The organism is Bradyrhizobium sp. JYMT SZCCT0428 (genome assembly GCF_018131075.1).
GTDB lineage: Bacteria > Pseudomonadota > Alphaproteobacteria > Rhizobiales > Xanthobacteraceae > Bradyrhizobium.
This window is the reverse complement of the sequence record NZ_JAFCLS010000073.1, coordinates 13,734-30,919: the sequence shown is the minus strand read 5'-3', so window position 1 is coordinate 30,919 and position 17,186 is coordinate 13,734. Positions and strand designations below refer to the sequence as shown.

The following is a 17,186-nucleotide window of genomic DNA, read 5'->3' as shown; positions in this document are numbered from 1 at the left end:
AATCGCGACGTTGACATTCTCGAAACTCAGCATCGGTTTCATATCCCGATCACCTGTTCACGAACCTTCGGGTCAGCCAGAACCTCCGCCGGCGTGCCGACCTTCTGGATCTTGCCGACATTCCACACGGCGACCCTGCTGGCGTAGCGCTCTACCATGTCCATGTCGTGCTCGACGAAGACTGACGTAACTTTCTCCTTTGCGAGCGCCGTAGTGAGAATGTCCATAATGGCCAGCTTCTCGGATGACGCAACGCCCGAGGTCGGCTCGTCCATCAGCAAGAGCTTAGGCTTCAGCGCGAGCGCGAGCGCGATATCGACAAGCTTGCGTTGTCCCTCGGGCAGTTCTCGCGCTGTTCGTTCGGCGTACAACTTGACACCGACGAGATCCAGCAGCCGCTCCATTTCCGTCACTTCCGGCATGCGCGAAAGAGCCTGGAATCCGGACGGGCGCCCTCGCAGGGAGGCGGCCGCGATCAGCATGTTTTCCATCACGGTCTGATCGAGGAACAGCTGTGGAATCTGGAAGGCGCGGGCGATGCCGAGCTTGGTGATCGTGCGCGGAAGCTGCGCTGTAATGTCGTGGCCGAGAAAGCTCACGGTGCCAGCTTGCGGCCGCAGATAACCCGTCGATATGTTGAGAAACGTGGTTTTACCGGCCCCGTTCGGCCCAATAATGGCGAGGTTTTCGCCTTCGAGGACGTCGAGATCGATTCCATCGGCGGCAATGACGCCGCCGAACCGGATCTTGATGTTCTTTGCGGAAAGCAGGACGTTGGCCATCAATGCCCTCCCCGCCTGGATTGACCGTAGCGCTGCCGGAGGCCAATCAGGCCGTTCGGCGCGTAAAGGATGATGACGATTAGCACGACGCCGAGAATGAGCTGCCAAGAGTCCGCCAGGTGCGCCGCGGCGTAGAACCGCACGCATTCGAACATCGCAGCACCCGCAAACGCGCCGAAGGCATGGGCGCCGCCGCCGAGGATCGCGATGAACACGAACTCGCCCGACTTAGTCCAGAAGCCGAACTCGGGCGTAGCGATCTGCTGGATGATTGATACCAGCGTGCCGCCAATGCCGCCTAGAAATGCGGAGATCACGTAGCCGATTAGCAGTACGCGCCGCGCCGACATACCAAGATATTCGAGCCTAGTTTCGTTAGATTTCATTGCCCGCAACATGTGACCGAGCGGGCTGTCGAGATAGCGTTGCACGCCGTAGAACGCAGCAATCGCGACCAAAAGGCTCACGTAGAGAATAACGTATTGGAACGTCTCCGGCGTGAACGAAAATCCAAACAAGCCAGGACGGGCGACCCGGATGCCGTCCGCGCCGTTAGTGTAGTGGAACATTTTCTCGAGCAGCGACCACAACACCATGGAGAATGCCAAGTTCAGCATTCCGAAAAAAATTTCCCGGTAGCGAACCACGAACAGGCCGACGATCAGGCCAAAAACGGTAGAGGTTATGCCTCCTAGCGCGACAAAGATCAGGATATCGCCGCCGCCGATGTACTTGCCCCAGAACGCCGCGGTGTAGGCGCCGGTGGCGAAGAACATCGCGTGTCCGAACGATACTTGTCCCGCCTGCAGCAACAGAACGATGCCGAGCACCACGATGCCCTTGGCGAGAATGAGCGCGAATAACGTCGCCCAGCTCGCGACGAAGAGCGGCAGTACCGCGCTGGCCAGAAAGAAGATGATCGCGACTGCCGTGATCGGCTTGATACGGCCCGCCATCAGATTTTTCTCACCTGCACCGCACCGAACAGTCCGAACGGACGCACCAGAAGCACCAGCACCATCAGCAGATAGGGTACGAGAACTTCGAACTCCGGCTGCAGATAGATGACGAAGGCGCGCGTCAAGCCGATCATGAGGGCCGTAAGGGCGGTGCCCTCGATCTGCCCCAGACCCGCAGTGGCTGCCACCGCGAAAGACAGCACGATCATGTCGGCGCCCATGCCGGGCACCAGCGATGTGGTCGGCGAAGCCAGCGCGCCGCCGAGCGCCGCCAGGCTCGCCCCGATGATGAACGTAATGGAGTAGACGCGCTGGGCGTCGATGCCGATGGCGGTTGAAGCTTCGCGATCTTCGGTGACCGCCAGAATCACGGCGCCAGCAAGGGTTTTCCGTAGGAAGTAGCGCAGTCCGAACAGCGTTGCCACCGCTACGCCCGGCAGCAAGATGACCTGGTAGGACGTATAGTTCACGCCGAATACGCTAATGTTCGGCAACAGCTTCAAGGGCTCGGCGGCGAAGATCGGCTGCACGCCCCAGATCAGACGCTGCAGATTGTCCATGATCATGAAGGCTGCGAAGGTGATCAGGAGCTGCAGCACGTCGTCCCGCCCGTAGAGAGGGCGCAAGAGAAAGCGCTCAATGAAACCGCCGCACACGACGCCGATCACGATGGAGGCAACCAGCAGTGCGGGATAGGTAAGCCACGGCGAAACCTGCGCGATCACGAGGCTGAACGTCGCGGCAAGATAGGCGCCGAAGGCATATAGCGAGCCGTGCGCGACATTCACCACGCGCAGCACACCAAAAATGAGGCTGAGCCCGACGGAAACCAGGAACACCAAGGCGGCGTAACTGATCCCGTCGAGGACGGCCAGTATGGCGAGAGTCGAGTTCATGAAAACCTTCAGGAAAGCCGTCCTCCGGGCGAAACCGGGGGACGGGGATCGGGACTACTGCTTGAAGGTCGGCACGTCCATCTTGACGAATTCCGGCTTGAGCGTCTTCAGCCACTCGACTGAGCGCACGCCTGCCGGATTGGTGATCACCTTCGGATCGAAGATCATCATATTGTCGAGTAGTTTGAAGTCATAGCCCGGGAAGGACTTGGTAACGCCGACGAGCTGCGCTTCCAGACCCTGGTTGTCCTCTGGCCTCAGCGTGATCGGCCGGCCGAAACCGGTTGCGAATTCGGTGCCAGAAGTCGCATCCACGACCTGTTCCCGCGTCGGCCAGTTGCCGCCATTGGCCTTAATCGCCTTGTCATAGACCGTCTGCAGCGCCGTGAAGGCCTGCGCCATGTGGTAGACTGGGTAGATCGGCCAGGCGCCGGTCTTTGCCTTGAATGCCTCGGCAAAGGCCTTGAAAGCCGGATCGTTCTTCTTTTCGGGGTGCAGGAACCAGTGGTCACCCCGCGCACCAACGATCAGGCCTTCCGGCAGATCCTTACCCAGTCGCTGGATCGAAGATTCGCCGATGCCCAACACGAAGGTCGATTGTTGCAGCAGACCGCGTTGACCGGCCTGACGGACCAGCGTGTCGAGATCGCCGCCCCAGGAGGTGGTCAGAACGACATCCGGCCGCAATGCCAGCAGGCGCGAAACTTCGGTGGAATAGTCAGGCGCGCCGAACTTCGGAAAAAGCTCCGCCACCACCTGAACGTCGGGCTTCATCGCCTTCAATGCGGTGGAGAATATCTCCCAGCTTTCGCGGCCCCACGCGTAGTCCTGATTGACGACCGCGATGGTCTTGAAGTCGGGCTTTGTCTTGAGGAGATAGACGAGCACCGCCAGCATCTCCGGCGTGCCGTTAGCCTGGGTGCGGAAATTGTAGCGATACTTCTTCGTCTCCAGAATTGAAGCTGCACCGCAATCCCACATGAAGTTCATGACCTTGAGGTCTTCGGCGACCGGGACAAGCTGATTGCAGCTGCCCGAGGAGATGGAGGCGAAAGTCGCGTCGACCTTTTCATCCTGAACCATGCGCCGGTAGTTCGAGACCAACGCCTCGCCGCCGGCGCCTTCATCGATGAAAGACAGTTTTACCGGTACGCCGCCGATCCCGCCCTTCTTGTTGAGGTCTTCTGCAATCATCTCGGCCGCGGCCTTTGCCGGTACGCCGAATACGGAAGCCGGTCCTGACAGGAAAGTGGTGATACCGATCTTGATTTCCTGAGGTTTGGTTTGCGCAAGCGCTGCGTCCGTAAGCGTTGCGATCGCAATAACGGCCGCTAACGCAGCCTTCAAGCAGCAAAGCATCGAATCTCCCCTTTTTTAACTTGCGTTGACCGGGCGGCCATTGCGATTTTTCTTGCCGCGACGCTACTTAGAATTTTGGAAAATTGCCAGCACTTACTAGTTGCCGGTGACGCGCAGGAAGCCTTTCTGCCGCTTGACAGTTCTCATCATGAGATTGGTCCAGAATGCACATGAAGCTTACCGATCGTACCACAAGCCCGCACTCGGAGGAGTTAGCGACTGCGACACGTGGAATGCGTCGCTTCGCAACGTAGGCCTGTGGAAGAGAAGCGACGGATCTGAAGGGGGTGGTTGCACTAACCTTCAATGCGAATGCGCTGTCGCATCACCACTGCCCCCTGTGATACCTTGCCGCGCCATCCGATAGAGCAATCCTTGGACAAAATAGACTTAGCAAATTCGATGTCCCGTTGTCCGCTCCTGCAAGAAGAACAGCCATCGCATGGCATCGTGGTCAAGCGGTTTGAACCGGTCCAAATTCACTGCCATCCCCACCGTCCAGTGGCGATCGAACCAGTCTCCGCCGATCGTCTCCACGAAAACGGGAATTTCGGCGGTTTGGGCTGGAGACTTTCGGCAATTTCTCGCCAAGGTTGCTAAAAAGCGAATTGGAGCCGTTTTTCGAGCACTGGATGGCGCACCGCGCAGTCTGGTTTGCCCTCAACATTGGCCTTAGGCGAAGTCGTCAGGACCGTTATGGGACTGGATTATCCGGCTTGACTAGGTTGCAAGAGTCCTAACTCACGCTGCGAACATGGGCCGAGAGTTAGGGTGCTAGCAGTCTTTCGATTGTCTCGGGCAAGAAGGCTTCGGGCGGAAGTCGCTCCGGACCGATCAGACTCGCAGGGAGCGGTGCGAGCTGGCCTTCTGCCACGCGCTTTCCAACACGCGCGCGTCGCTTGCGCTCTTCGGGACCGAACTCGACGCGGAGCGTGGTCACGACCTGGGCGGTGATGCGAAGACGCCGCATTCGTTCGGCGCGCTCTTCCACATAAGGCCTAAAATCGGGCCCTCGCCTCCCCGTCTTAGCATCGCGCAGAATTTCGCTGACTAGGCGCACGTCGCGCAACGCAATCGAGAGTCCTTGGCCAATGATCGGATCGTTGTGCCCAGCGGCGTCGCCAATTAACACTGTACCCGGGCAGGTCGGATCGTCGATCCAGTGATCCTCATTGGAGAACGAGTTGAAAGGACCGATCGGAATCGATGCAGCAATTGCCTCGGCATAGGGCACGCAGCTGAGCTTGCTGAAAGCATCAATTAGCTTTGCGCGGCGAGTCGGACCATCGAAGCGCGCCTTCTCTGCGAAGTGATAGCTACCATAAAGGCGAAGCAGATCATCACCCTGCGGAAATATTAGGAAATGAAAGCGGTCCTCGACGCCGATCACCTGCATATCCCGCGGCCACGACGGCACGCCTTTGACAAGCATACCTCCAAGCAGATTGCGCGGCTCATCGGCATTCACCTTGAAGCCTAGCTCTTTACGCACGCTCGAGTTGCGTCCATCAGCGCCGATCACGAGCCGCGGCTGAAATTCGAATTTCGCGCCGTCGTATGTGCAGCTGACGAGCGGACGTGATCCCGAAGTGACCGATATGTCACCGGCTCCACGGAGAAGGATGGCGCCTGCTGCCGTGGCGAGTTGCGCGAAGATAGCGCAGGTCGCCGGGTGGCCAAGGCAGAGCCCACCAAGCCCTTCTGAGTGCATCTTTGTTAGGTCGAGCCCGCGCGCTTCGGCCTCTGCTGGAGCGAAGTTCTCGTCATATGGAACACTTCGCCTGGTAAATAGGGCGCTTGCGTCGCGCAATGGCTGCAGGAGTTCCAGCTTCGCAAGCTCGGTCACACCCCACGGCGCCATGAACTCGCCGCGCACTCGGTCGGGGTAGCTTTTTTCGCGCTCGAGCAGGACCACCTCGAAGCCGGCGCCCGCCAGCACAGTGCCTAGTGCACCGCCAGCAATTCCTGCACCGACGATGACAACGTCCGGTTCTGCATGACGCATCCGTGCCCCCTCTGTGATGGTGAGCAAGCTTTGCGGATCGGCGGGCGATCAATTCCACATGCGACTGCGCCAGGCTGTTCATCAAGGCGGGACCTCGTCGCCACGGGAAACGTCCTCCCACCTAGTTCAGACTAGCCAAGAACCCATTGATCGCGTCAGCGCCTTGTCTTGGCTTCTGGCACATCCACCAATGACCGACCCCTTCCAAAACGGCGACCCTTGCGCCGGCGCGCTCGGCAGAACGACGCGCGAGCCTCTCGCCACCGCAATAGAAATCTTCCGTCGCGATTAACGCCAGGCCAGGCTTAGCGGCTGCCCGAGGCAAACCAACCCCGAGATCGCGCATCGCGGGTTGAGCAGCCGACCTGTACAGTGCCAGGATTGCCTTTCCCAAATCCGCGTTCGCGCCGGCGACCATTTTCCGGGCTATCTCGGGTGTAACGCCCAAGCTCTCGTAGCGCTCGGCTCGGGCCTCCGGCGGAGCGCTTTTCATCTGCGCAACCGCTTGCTCGCCGACTTCCGGCGTCTGCCAGACTTGCGCTAGTTCGTGCCAGACGTACTCTCCATCGAACCCGCCCAGAATATCGCTCGCCCAGGATCGTATAAGATCAGGAAAGTCCATTGCGATGCGCAGGACATGTCCTCCACCCCAGTCGTGCCCGACGAGATCGATCGGTTGCGTCAGCTTCTTGAGTTCGTCGGCAAGCCAATCGCGATAAGCGTCCATGGAACAGTCAAAGCCAGGAGGGATGGCAGAGCCAAATCCGGGAGGCGACAGACAAACAACGTCATCGCCCCGCAGGTGCGGGACAAGATCGTCCCAGATGGCCGCCGTTTCAGGACTTCCGTGAACAAGAACGATGGTCATTCTAAATTCCCCCAACGATCTGTCGCGCACCCGCTCTATCCAAAATACTTCCTTTCAAATTATAAGTAGCGCGACCAATCTACACGCAAGCGCGTTCCCTCACTAGTCTACCCATAACTTGATAAGATGTAGTAGTCGCCGTAAGTGGGCTTGCCCCGATTGGGACGTAGCGCTTTGATCCAAAATCTGATCCGCACTTCGAATGGACTGCGCATCCCGATGCGGGCGTTAAGCGCTGGCTTGCCAATCTCGGCATTCTTGCGGTTCACCGCGGCAAGCGCCCGTTGAATCGAGAGAGCAGCCCGCGCCGCGCGTTCAGCATCGTTCTCCTGCGCTACCGGATAGCCGAACAGCACCATTAGCCCGTCGCCCAATTTCTTGGCGACATGGCCGCCCATCTCGGTCACGGCGGCGCAGGCAGCCTCGAGATAACCGCTGACGAGGTCGCGCCACTCCTCGGCATCGAGCTGCGCGGATATGCTTGTCGAGCCGACGAGATCACAGAACATCACCGTAAGATAGCGACGTTCCCCTGAGACCTCGGCGGCCGGTGCACCGGTCTGAACTGGCGCCGCGTCGCGGCGTGCAGTGGTGTCCTGCCCTCTTCCCTCACCCGAAGAGGCATCCGACGACACCCGAGGAGCAACGGCCAACTCCCGGATCGCACGAAGCATTTTCAATCGGTCGCCAAGTGGCAGTCCGAGGTCTTTAAGATGCTGATCGGTCAAGTCGGGGAGGACCGAAAGATCAATACGATTTTCAGCAAAACACCCGGCGTACTCGGACATGCCGAGCGTTTCCAGCCATTCCACAATTTGCTGCATTGCGGGCACCCTGCGACGGGTCCTTATGCGAGAAGGATATCCGACAAACGTTCCGGCGGGAACTGTGCATTGAGAATAGGCTGCGTCGGATGCCAATTCGATGATATATTGGATAAGGAAGACCCATTTTAGGGCCGAGCCTGGGAGGGTACCGATGGCCGAGGCAAGCAGCAGCACTAATAACGGCGTGAACGTCGCAGCTTTGATTGAGGCCCGTGAAGCGCTTACCAAGGCTCCTGCTGCTGCGCAGTTTAAGTGGCGCGCCGCCTGCGAGTGGAAGGATGGCACGCACAGTCATTCTACGGTCGAAGGTTTTTACGGTTTGGGGCAGGAACAGCATCACAAGAAGACTTTTACCTTCGATGCTGACCATCCGGAGCTTTTTGCCTCCGAGGACAAAGGTGCCACGCCGGTCGAGTACGTCCTGGTTGGCCTGGCAAGTTGCCTGACCGCAGGTATCGCCGCGGTCGCCCAATATCGCAACATTCAGCTGCGCTCGGTCACCGCGACCCTGGAAGGGGACATGGACATCCAAGGCATTCTCGGCATAGACGACGAGGTGCGCAATGGCTTCGGCGGCATCAAGGTGACCTACAAGATCGACGCCGACGCAAAGCGGGAAGACATCGAGGCTCTCGTCGCGCAATCGCAGAAGCGATCGGCAGTCTATGACATCGTGACCAACCCGACGAATGTCACGGTCGTAGTAGATTGAGCCGCAGCAGGTCCATTTCCGCCTAGACTGAGAACGACCGCCATTCGCAATATCACCACAGTCGTTATCGGTGCCGGCCACGCCGGTCTGGCCATGAGCCGTTGCCTCTCCGAGCGTTCGATCGATCATGTGGTGCTGGAACGCAGCGAGGTCGCCCATACCTGGCGTACCGAGCGCTGGGATTCGCTCCGGTTGCTGACCCCCAACTGGCAGAGCCGCCGTCCGGGATTTGGCTATCGTGGGCCCGATCCCGATGGCTACAGGACGCTGCCCGAAGTCATCGACTTCATCACGGCCTACGCTCAGGCGATTTCGGCACCGGTGCGGCCTCATACGAGGGTCACGTCAGTACGCCGCGCCGAGGCCGGATATCTGGTGCGAACCGACCAGGGTGACTGGTCGTGCCGCACGGTGGTCATTGCCTCGGGCGCGTTCAACATTGCCTGCGTACCCGGTGTTGCCGATCACGTGCCGCGGTCAGTGACGACTTTCACCACCCAGCAATATCGAAATCCCGATCAGCTTCCCGCTGGCGGCGTGCTGGTAGTTGGCGCTTCTTCGAGCGGCACGCAAATTGCCAACGAAATTCACCGCTCCGGACGCCCGGTAACGCTGTCGGTGGGTGAGCATATTCGAGCTCCCCGAATGTATCGAGGCAAGGACCTAGAGTGGTGGATGGATGCCGCAGGTATCCTCGACGAGCGTTATGACCAGGTCGACGACATCGGGCGGGCGCGGCGGGTGCCGTCGCTGCAACTGGCCGGCACACCCGATCGATCGACGCTCGACCTCAATGCTCTCACCGGGATCGGAGTGAGGCTGGTCGGTCGACTCGCAGGGATCACCGGAAGCGGCAAGGCACAGTTCGCTGGATCGTTACGCAACATATGCGCGCTCTCCGATCTCAAGATGAACCGCCTCCTAAACCTGATCGACGAGTGGGCGCAGACGAACGGCTTTGACAGGATGGTCGAGCCGTCGCACCGGCTGCCGCCGACCGCGGTCGAGGAGGCTCCGCCGCTTGCTTTGGATATCGCCAATGGAGAGATCAGGACAATCATTTGGGCCACCGGCTATCGCCCCGACTATTCCTGGCTTGAGCTTCCCGTTTTCGATCGCAAGGGGATGGTCCGTCATGACGGCGGAGTGGTTTCATTTCAGGGCGTATATCTGATGGGCGTGCCATTCGCTCGTCGCCGAAAATCCACATTGATCGATGGCGCTGGCGACGACGCCCGCGATCTCAGTGATCATCTGGCATTGTACCTGAGGCAGAATTCAGCCTGATAGCACAACGCGAAAACCATATCGCGGACGCATCAATCCCAGCGTAAGATGGCTTGATGCCCCGGGGCACGAATAGGAGGGACTCCATGGCCGAGTGCTGCACACCGGTGCGCTGCGGTCCTGGCTATGCGTCGCCGGCGGAGGCGATGAAGGCGCCGCGGGAATTGCTGCTGTACACGGTCGCCCTCTACATCGGCACCGGCATCCAGAAGCCTGATTACCTGGCGACTATAGACGCCGATCCTAACAGCCCGACCTACAGCCAGGTCATTAGTCGGCTGGAGATGCCCGGCATCGGCGATGAGTTGCACCACATGGGGTGGAATGCCTGTTCGTCTTGCCATGGCGACGCCACCCGCGAACGGCGCTATCTGATCGTGCCCGGGGTCCGAAGCTCCAACCTTCACATCGTCGACTGCGCGACCGACCCCAAGAAACCAAGCCTGTACAAGGTGATCGAAGGCCGCGAGATCAAGGCGAAGACCAATCTGTCGGCGCCGCATACGGTGCATTGCCTCGGCTCGGACATCATCATCTCGATGCTCGGCGATGCGAAGGGTCAAGCGCCCGGCGGGTTCCTGCATCTCGATCGGGACTTCAACATCGTCGGCCGCTGGGAGAATGACCTGGCCGGAATGAAGTTCAATTACGACTTCTGGTACCAACCCCGCCACAACGTCATGGTTTCCACCGAGTGGGCGGCGCCGAACACCTTCATGCCGGGCTTCGATCTTGAGGAGGTCGGCCACCTCAAATACGGCCGCGAAATCCACTTCTGGGACTTTGCGAAGAAAAGCGTCGAGAAGACGGTCTATCTGGGCGAGGACGGCCTGATTCCGCTGGAGGTGCGCTTCCACCACAACCCGGACAGCAGCCACGGCTTTGTTGGCGCCGCGCTCTCCTCGAACATCATCCACTGGTACAAGAAGGAGGGTGAGTGGGTGGTCGAGAAGATCATCGACATCGAAAACCGGCGCCACCCGGACTGGCCCATTCCCGTGCCCGGACTGATCAGCGTGATCCTGCTGTCGATGGATGACCGCTTTCTCTACCTGTCAAACTGGCTGCATGGCGATTTGCGCCAGTATGACATTTCCGATCCGTCTAAACCGATTCTAACCGGCCAAGTCTGGATGGGCGGCCTGCTCGGGGAGGCGCCGCGGGTAAATGGCCGGAAGATCACCGGCGGGCCGCAGATGATCCAGCTCTCGCTCGATGGAAGGCGGCTCTACGTGACCACCTCGCTGTTCTCGACATGGGACAACCAGTTCTACCCCGAGATCCGCAAAAACGGCGGCTGCATGCTGATGGTCGACTGTGACCCCAAGAATGGCGGCATGTCGATCAATAGGGACTTCTTTGTTGATTTCGGCAAGGAGCCGGGGGGCCCGGCGCGCTGCCACGAGACGCGCTATCCGGGAGGCGACTGTACCTCGGACATATGGACGTAGGCGCATGGACACCGTCGACATAACGCTGGCAAACCGGAACGGGCAGATTTTTACGGTTGATCGGCGTAAGCCCCTGCTCGACAGCCTGGAAGGCCAAGGCGTCTGCCTGCCCTATGGTTGCCGCTATGGCGGCTGCATTTCCTGCGCCGCCAAGCTGTTGTCGGGCACGGTCGATCAGCGTACCGGTGTCGCGCTGAATGGTCGACAGCTGGCGGATGGCTATGTGCTGCTTTGCATCGCGCGCCCCAAGAGCGACTGCACGTTCGATGTCGGCGTTGAAAGTCATGACAAGCTCTATCGAAATCCGTTCCAAAGCCCCCTCAGGCCGGACGAATTGAAGCCTGACCTGCCAGGCAGCCAGGGTTCCATGGAGGACGGTTATGAACCATGACGAAACTTATCCAGCAGAGTATCTGGCTGGAATTCTCAAGGAGGTGAAGACCATCGCGATGGTCGGCGCCAGCTCGGACCCGACGAAGTTCAGTTATGGCGTCCTGCGGGTTCTTCACGAGACGGGCTATGACATGATCCCGGTAAACCCGAAGGAAGCCGACAGCTGGATCCGTGGCCTACCAGTCTACTCGTCGCTCAGCGCGATCGACCGGCCGGTGGATATGGTAGAGATATTCCGCACCTCGGAAGCGGCCTATGCCGTCACCGAGGAGGCCATAAGGATCGGCGCCAAGGTGGTCTGGATGCAGATCGGCGTTCGCAATGATGAGGCCGCGCGGCTGGCCGAGGCGGCCGGCCTGAAGGTTGTGATGAACCGCTGCCCGAAGATCGAGCTGTTTCGGCCATTCTGGAAACCTCGGCTTGATCTGCCGATCTGACTTGTTGGCGTCGGATACAATGATCCATGCCGTGACGGACTCTTGCATTGCCGCGCTCGATCTCGATGCGACATCCACCTTTCCGTATGGCGTCAAAAGGATTGCAAGTCGCATTTCTGGTTTAGACACGGGCGAGTGAAATGGTGTCGAGACGTGATCCGGTAGTTCCCGCGCTATATGGAGCACCGAGAGAAGCGATCACACAACCGATGCACACTGCCACGTCTACCGCTCAGTGATGCTCGAACCTGTCTCCGCCAATCGTCTCCTTGAAAACGGGAATTTCTGCAGTTCAAGCACGGAGACTTTCGACAAATTCTCGCTGGGGTTGCCACTTTTCGGAGCCTGGAGACTCGGAGCTATTGCGCGAAAAGCCTATAAATTGCGGCAATTCCGGTGTCTATTTGACCACTCGCTCCGGTTGAGCGAGTGCATGGCTGGGGCGGGAGGGATCGAACCTCCGAATGGCGGAATCAAAATCCGCTGCCTTACCGCTTGGCTACGCCCCAACAGGCCGGGAACACGGCAGGAAACCTGCGGCGGATTCCCCTCCGGCAACGTGGGTCTATAGGGAGAGGTGAGCCATTTCAACCGGCTAGAACATGATCCGGACAGGCATGCCCCGCACGGGATGCGGGGTGGGCATCCGTTCTCCGGAAAGATCACGCTCAAACAAAAGGATAGGCTTCGGATTCGGACCTGAATCGGCTCCGGAAACACGACCCTTTATAATGGGCCTGACGGGTTCGTCCGGTGTGGACGCCCCGGGCTCGCGATGGCCTCAAGCCGCCCGGCCTCTCCATGCCGGCCCTCCCGCCCCATCGGAGAGTTGAGAGAAGGCCGGTTTCGTGGGAAGACGGCCCCCCGCTTTCCCGACTGAGGCGAGTAACCGACATGACCTACCGCGCGCCGATCAACGACATCCTGCTCGCCCTTAACCATGGCGCCGGCCTCAAGGCCGCCGTGCAGGCCGGTCATTACGGCGATTTCGACGGCGATATTACCGCGGCCGTGCTGGAGGAAGCCGGCAAATTCGCTTCCGACGTGCTGGCGCCCTTGAACACGGTGGGCGACGAACACGGCATCAAGCTCGCCGACAACAAGGTGACGACCGCGCCCGGCTGGCCGGATGCGTACCAGCGCTGGATCGCGGGCGGATGGAACGCGGTGTCGGGCCCGGAAGATTTCGGCGGCCAGGGCCTGCCGATGGCGATCAACGCCGCCTGCACCGAAATCTGGAGCGCGTCGAACATCGCGTTCGGCCTCTGCCCGCTGCTGACGCTCTCGGCGATCGAGGCGCTCGACGCCCATGGCAGCGAGGAGCTGAAAACGATCTATCTGGAGAAACTGGTGTCGGGTGAATGGACCGGCACCATGCAGCTCACCGAACCCCAAGCCGGCTCCGACGTCGGCGCGCTGCGCACCCGCGCCGAACGCGCCGCGGACGGCAGCTACCGTATCAAAGGTACAAAGATCTTCATCACCTACGGCGACCACGACATGACCGATAACATCGTGCATTTCGTGCTGGCCCGCCTGCCCGATGCGCCCGCGGGCACCAAGGGAATCTCGCTGTTCCTGATTCCAAAATTCCTCGTCAACGCCGACGGCTCGCTCGGCGCGCAGAACGACATCTATCCGAGCGGCGTCGAGCATAAGCTCGGCATGCATGCTTCGCCGACCTGCACCATGACGATGGGCGACAAGGGCGGCGCGATCGGTTATTTGATCGGCGAAGAAAACCGCGGCATGCTCTGCATGTTCACGATGATGAACCAGGCCCGCCTCGGCGTCGGCCTCGAGGGCGTCGGCATCGCCGACCGCGCCTATCAGCAGGCGCTGGCCTATGCGCAGGAGCGCCGCCAGGGCCGCGCCGTCGGCTCGAAGGGCGACGGGATGGACGCGATTATCGTGCACCCGGACGTCAAGCGCATGTTGCTGCAGATGCGCAGCCTGACGGCCGCCGCGCGGACGATTTGCTACTCCACCGCGGTGGCGCTCGATGTCTCGGTGCGCGCCAAGGACGCCAAGGTGCGGAGCGACGCCGCCGCCCGCGGCGCGCTGCTGACGCCGATCGCAAAAGCCTTCTCCACCGATATCGGCAATGAGGTGGCCTATCTCGGCGTGCAGGTTCACGGCGGCATGGGCTTCATCGAGGAGACCGGCGCCGCCCAGCACTATCGCGACGCGCGCATCACCACGATTTACGAAGGCACCAACGGCATCCAGTCGATCGACCTCGTGACGCGAAAACTCGCAGCCAATGGCGGCGCGTCGGTCTGGGCCCTGATCGACGAGCTCTCCGGCATCGTCAAGCAGGTCGAACTATCGAACGATCCGGCTTTCGGCACCACGGGGGCAAAACTGCGCGATGCGCTCGGCTCGCTCGAGCGTTCCAGCAAATGGTTGCTGGAGAAGGTCGCCTCCGCGCCGAACGACGCGCTCGCGGGTGCGACGCCCTATCTGCGGCTGTTCGGCTCGACGCTCGGCGGCTGCATGCTGGCCGGCGAAGCGCTCGCCGCCAAGAGCAATGGCGATGCCGGCGATCCGCAGCGCTACGTCACGCTGGCGAGGTTCTTTGCCGAAAACATTTCGGTGCAGGCCACCTCGCTGGAAAAGACCGTCATCGACAGCGCCGACGCCGTCAACGGCGCGGATGCGGTGTTGCTGGCATAGGACATCCCACCACCAAACCCGACTAGAGCAGCACGTTTTTCAATCCAGGCGCAGCCAGCGCCGCAAAGCTGCCAACGCAGGAGCCACGGTCCCGATGTTTGATTTCGATCGCGTTATTAATCGCCGCGGCACGCACGCGTCGAAATGGGACATGATGGCCAAGAATTCGGGGATCACGGCAGCGGATGGAATTCCGATGTGGGTCGCCGACATGGATTTTGCGGCGCCTCCCGGCGTCACCGAAGCGCTGTCCACGCTCGTTACCCGCGGCGTCCATGGCTACTATGCCGACACCGGCAGCTGGGCGGCAGCGCTCGCCGAATGGATGGCGCGCCGGCATGATCTCGCGATCGACCCGGCCTGGGTCAGCCCGACGCCCGGTGTCGTCTCCGGCCTCGGCCTGATCCTGCAGGCCGTCACCGAGGTAGGCGATGAAGTCGTGGTGTTTCCACCGGCCTATCATGCCTTCCGCAAGATCATTCTCGCCAATGAGCGACGCATCCTCGATGCGCAGCTGGTCCTGCGTCAGGGCCGCTACGAGATGGACCTCGATGCGCTGGGAAAACAACTCACGCCGCGAACCAAAATCGTCTTCTTCTGCAGCCCGCACAATCCGGGCGGCACCGTGTGGTCATCAGAGGAGATCCGTGAGCTCGCCGCCTTCTGTGCCGAACGCAATCTGATTCTGGTTTCCGACGAGATCCATTGCGACCTGCTGCTGGGCGGCGTCAAACACACGCCGACGCTGTCAGCCGCACCCGAGATCGCCGATCGCCTGATCACCTGCCTCGCCGCGACCAAGACCTTCAATCTCGCCGGCGCCCATGTCGGCGCCTGCGTCACGTCGAACCCGGTTTTGAAGCAGCGGATCGACGCGCGGATCGCGGCCAGCGGGCTCGCCTCCTACAACGCCTTCGGCATGATCGCGACCGAGGCGGCCTGGCGAACCGGCGAAGCCTGGCTCGATGCGCTCTTGCCCTATCTCGCCGGCAATCGCGATACGCTCACCACACGAATAGAAAAAGCCGCGCCCGGCGCACGCTCGATGCGGCTCGATGCAACCTATCTCGCCTGGGTCGACTTCTCCGGAACCGGATTGGCGGCTGCGGACGTGGCTGCGCGGGTCAAGGACCGGGCACGGATTTTTGCCAGCCCCGGCGAGCAGTTTGGGCCCGGCGGTGAAACCTGGCTGCGCTTCAACTTCGCCACGCCGCGTCCCATTCTCACCGAGGCTCTCGATCGGCTGGAAGACGCCTTTCGAGACCTCCGGGCTTAAGCTGCGGACGCCGTCCTAACGCAGCGGCATCGGCGGCCGCGGCACCGAGGCCAGTTCCGGATCGCTCAGCGTTTCAGCGGTGGTTGGCGATTGCGCCTCAAGCTGTCGCGGCACGTAAGGTGCCGAAGTCGCTGACAACGGCGCGGCGGCGGCCGACGGCATGGCTTGCTGCCGGACCGGCCGCGGCTGCCCGGGCGCCGGAGCCGGCGAGCGCGCTGGCGCTATCGCGGCGACTGGCCGCGGCGGCGGCGGCGGTTTTTTAGCTTGCGCGTTTTGCGCGGCAGATTTCTCCGAAACCATCGCCACGAGCTGCTGCTGGCTGGCCTTGAGCTGCTCGATGCTGGCCTTGAGCTGTTCGATCTCCCGGCTTGCGCTGGCCAGATCGCGCGCCATCGTCTCGAGCGATTGCGACTGATCGGGCGCGGCAGCGGCCGGCGGGGCTGCAGCGGCAGGCGCTGCTGTCGCAGCAACCTCCGCTGCAGCCGGCGCAGCAGCAGCTTGCGCTGCGGCCGGCGCCTGGGGCGCCGCTTGAGCCGGTGACGTATTCGACGCGTCGACCTCCGCAGCAGCCAGAACCGGCTGCGCGGTAAGCCCGGTTTTTTCCGGCGCCTGCGATGATTTCTGCGAGAACAGCGGCGCCCATTCCGCGATTATCCGCTGAGCCGCCTCGGCATGGTAATGCCAGGCCATGGCGGCGCCGCCGATACAGCCCGCCAGCAGCAACGCCGTGAGGGCACGCATCGCGCGCCTCGCGATCGACGATTTCGGCCGGCGGCGGCTCTTGATCAGGGCATCTTCGACGGCGGCTGCGCGAAACGTGATTTCATCGACGGCGGTTGCGCGAAACGAGGAGTCGACCGGCGGCACCGCTGCTCCGGCCCGGAATACCGGTTCGATGTGAGGCTGCGGACCCACCGTAGGAGCGCGCACGGCTTCGGGCGGCAGGCCGGAAAATTCCTCCTCCGCAGGCGCTACCTTGACGGGATCAGGTGTGACCCTGACGGGATCGGGTGCGACCCGGACGGGATCGGATGCGACCCTGATGGGATCGGGTGCGACGCTGACGGCATCGGGTGCGACCACGAGGATATCGTGCGGATCATCGGTTGGCTTCGGTTTCTGCATCGATTGCATCGGCGCTCCGTACTCCATCCAATGTCGCCTGCGCCCCAAGTGCCTGCCTTAAGACTTTGCCTAAGACCCTGCCCAAGATTTCCCCAAGAGCGACCGGCGGATTTGCGTGAGATCGACGACTTCC

The 17,186-nt window shown here is 61.1% G+C and carries 16 protein-coding genes and 1 tRNA gene; 8 read left to right on the top strand and 9 right to left on the bottom strand.

The window, feature by feature from the left end; genetic code table 11:
- Positions 1-38: 38 nt before the first annotated feature.
- The 7 genes from JQ575_RS40095 to JQ575_RS40065 all read right to left on the bottom strand — a co-directional run bounded on the left by JQ575_RS40095 (position 39) and on the right by JQ575_RS40065 (position 7,693).
- Positions 39-782: an ABC transporter ATP-binding protein gene (locus tag JQ575_RS40095; RefSeq protein ID WP_212038686.1), complete on the bottom strand. Its 744-nt coding sequence runs from the start codon at positions 780-782 to the stop codon at positions 39-41.
- Positions 782-1,738: a branched-chain amino acid ABC transporter permease gene (locus tag JQ575_RS40090; RefSeq protein WP_212038685.1), complete on the bottom strand. Its 957-nt coding sequence runs from the start codon at positions 1,736-1,738 to the stop codon at positions 782-784. Before JQ575_RS40090 ends, JQ575_RS40095 begins: the two co-directional genes overlap by 1 nt.
- The gene (locus tag JQ575_RS40085) at positions 1,738-2,637 is read right to left on the bottom strand and encodes a branched-chain amino acid ABC transporter permease (RefSeq protein WP_212038684.1); all 900 of its coding nucleotides are present in this window, start codon (positions 2,635-2,637) and stop codon (positions 1,738-1,740) included. Before JQ575_RS40085 ends, JQ575_RS40090 begins: the two co-directional genes overlap by 1 nt.
- Before the next feature lie 54 nt (positions 2,638-2,691).
- Positions 2,692-3,984 (bottom strand): ABC transporter substrate-binding protein, encoded by a 1,293-nt coding sequence (locus JQ575_RS40080; protein ID WP_249167218.1) that lies wholly within the window; start codon positions 3,982-3,984, stop codon positions 2,692-2,694.
- Between the two features lie 778 nt (positions 3,985-4,762).
- Positions 4,763-6,001, bottom strand: coding sequence for an NAD(P)/FAD-dependent oxidoreductase (locus tag JQ575_RS40075; RefSeq protein WP_212038682.1), 1,239 nt, complete (start codon positions 5,999-6,001; stop codon positions 4,763-4,765).
- A gap of 121 nt (positions 6,002-6,122) precedes the next feature.
- On the bottom strand, positions 6,123-6,869 hold the full coding sequence (locus JQ575_RS40070) for an alpha/beta fold hydrolase (protein ID WP_212038681.1): 747 nt from the start codon (positions 6,867-6,869) through the stop codon (positions 6,123-6,125).
- 107 nt (positions 6,870-6,976) lie between these two features.
- Positions 6,977-7,693, bottom strand: coding sequence for an adenylate/guanylate cyclase domain-containing protein (locus JQ575_RS40065; protein ID WP_212038680.1), 717 nt, complete (start codon positions 7,691-7,693; stop codon positions 6,977-6,979).
- 154 nt (positions 7,694-7,847) lie between these two features.
- On the opposite strand from JQ575_RS40065, the gene JQ575_RS40060 reads away from it, so the two are divergent.
- From JQ575_RS40060 to JQ575_RS45290, 6 genes are all read left to right on the top strand, one after another.
- Complete coding sequence (locus JQ575_RS40060; protein WP_212038679.1) at positions 7,848-8,408, top strand: OsmC family protein; 561 nt, start codon at positions 7,848-7,850, stop codon at positions 8,406-8,408.
- Positions 8,409-8,435: 27 nt separating this feature from the next.
- Positions 8,436-9,695 carry an NAD(P)-binding domain-containing protein gene (locus JQ575_RS40055; protein WP_283842695.1) on the top strand — a complete coding sequence of 420 codons (1,260 nt, stop codon included), beginning with the start codon at positions 8,436-8,438 and terminating at the stop codon, positions 9,693-9,695.
- Between the two features lie 86 nt (positions 9,696-9,781).
- Positions 9,782-11,146, top strand: coding sequence for a selenium-binding family protein (locus JQ575_RS40050; protein ID WP_212038677.1), 1,365 nt, complete (start codon positions 9,782-9,784; stop codon positions 11,144-11,146).
- A 4-nt stretch (positions 11,147-11,150) separates the two neighbouring features.
- The gene (locus JQ575_RS40045; protein ID WP_212038676.1) at positions 11,151-11,537 is read left to right on the top strand and encodes a 2Fe-2S iron-sulfur cluster-binding protein; all 387 of its coding nucleotides are present in this window, start codon (positions 11,151-11,153) and stop codon (positions 11,535-11,537) included.
- Entirely contained in the window at positions 11,527-11,976 is a 450-nt protein-coding gene (locus JQ575_RS40040; protein WP_212038675.1) for a CoA-binding protein, read from the top strand. The genes JQ575_RS40045 and JQ575_RS40040 overlap by 11 nt, the downstream gene beginning before the upstream one ends.
- Positions 11,977-12,018: 42 nt before the next feature.
- Positions 12,019-12,141: a DUF6527 family protein gene (locus JQ575_RS45290; RefSeq protein ID WP_249167217.1), complete on the top strand. Its 123-nt coding sequence runs from the start codon at positions 12,019-12,021 to the stop codon at positions 12,139-12,141.
- 269 nt (positions 12,142-12,410) lie between these two features.
- Here JQ575_RS45290 and JQ575_RS40035 read toward each other — a convergent pair.
- Positions 12,411-12,485: transfer RNA gene (locus tag JQ575_RS40035), tRNA-Gln, on the bottom strand.
- 385 nt (positions 12,486-12,870) lie between these two features.
- On the opposite strand from JQ575_RS40035, the gene JQ575_RS40030 reads away from it, so the two are divergent.
- Both JQ575_RS40030 and JQ575_RS40025 read left to right on the top strand, forming a co-directional pair.
- A complete protein-coding gene (locus JQ575_RS40030) occupies positions 12,871-14,652 on the top strand; it encodes an acyl-CoA dehydrogenase (protein ID WP_212038674.1) in 1,782 nt (593 codons plus the stop codon).
- Between the two features lie 94 nt (positions 14,653-14,746).
- On the top strand, positions 14,747-15,928 hold the full coding sequence (locus JQ575_RS40025) for a MalY/PatB family protein (RefSeq protein ID WP_212038673.1): 1,182 nt from the start codon (positions 14,747-14,749) through the stop codon (positions 15,926-15,928).
- Between the two features lie 15 nt (positions 15,929-15,943).
- Here the strand turns inward: JQ575_RS40025 and JQ575_RS40020 are convergent, their stop codons facing one another.
- Complete coding sequence (locus JQ575_RS40020; protein ID WP_212038672.1) at positions 15,944-17,062, bottom strand: hypothetical protein; 1,119 nt, start codon at positions 17,060-17,062, stop codon at positions 15,944-15,946.
- Between the last annotated feature and the right edge of the window lie 124 nt (positions 17,063-17,186).

Bases quoted from the DNA above. Each gene is read 5' to 3' on its own strand.
- JQ575_RS40095 (WP_212038686.1), bottom strand. From the start codon at position 782: ATGGCCAACGTCCTGCTTTCCGCAAAGAACATCAAGATCCGGTTCGGC.
- JQ575_RS40090 (WP_212038685.1), bottom strand. From the start codon at position 1,738: ATGGCGGGCCGTATCAAGCCGATCACGGCAGTCGCGATCATCTTCTTT.
- JQ575_RS40085 (WP_212038684.1), bottom strand. From the start codon at position 2,637: ATGAACTCGACTCTCGCCATACTGGCCGTCCTCGACGGGATCAGTTAC.
- JQ575_RS40075 (WP_212038682.1), bottom strand. From the start codon at position 6,001: ATGCGTCATGCAGAACCGGACGTTGTCATCGTCGGTGCAGGAATTGCT.
- JQ575_RS40070 (WP_212038681.1), bottom strand. From the start codon at position 6,869: ATGACCATCGTTCTTGTTCACGGAAGTCCTGAAACGGCGGCCATCTGG.
- JQ575_RS40065 (WP_212038680.1), bottom strand. From the start codon at position 7,693: ATGCAGCAAATTGTGGAATGGCTGGAAACGCTCGGCATGTCCGAGTAC.
- JQ575_RS40060 (WP_212038679.1), top strand. From the start codon at position 7,848: ATGGCCGAGGCAAGCAGCAGCACTAATAACGGCGTGAACGTCGCAGCT.
- JQ575_RS40050 (WP_212038677.1), top strand. From the start codon at position 9,782: ATGGCCGAGTGCTGCACACCGGTGCGCTGCGGTCCTGGCTATGCGTCG.
- JQ575_RS40045 (WP_212038676.1), top strand. From the start codon at position 11,151: ATGGACACCGTCGACATAACGCTGGCAAACCGGAACGGGCAGATTTTT.
- JQ575_RS40040 (WP_212038675.1), top strand. From the start codon at position 11,527: ATGAACCATGACGAAACTTATCCAGCAGAGTATCTGGCTGGAATTCTC.
- JQ575_RS40030 (WP_212038674.1), top strand. From the start codon at position 12,871: ATGACCTACCGCGCGCCGATCAACGACATCCTGCTCGCCCTTAACCAT.
- JQ575_RS40025 (WP_212038673.1), top strand. From the start codon at position 14,747: ATGTTTGATTTCGATCGCGTTATTAATCGCCGCGGCACGCACGCGTCG.
- JQ575_RS40020 (WP_212038672.1), bottom strand. From the start codon at position 17,062: ATGCAATCGATGCAGAAACCGAAGCCAACCGATGATCCGCACGATATC.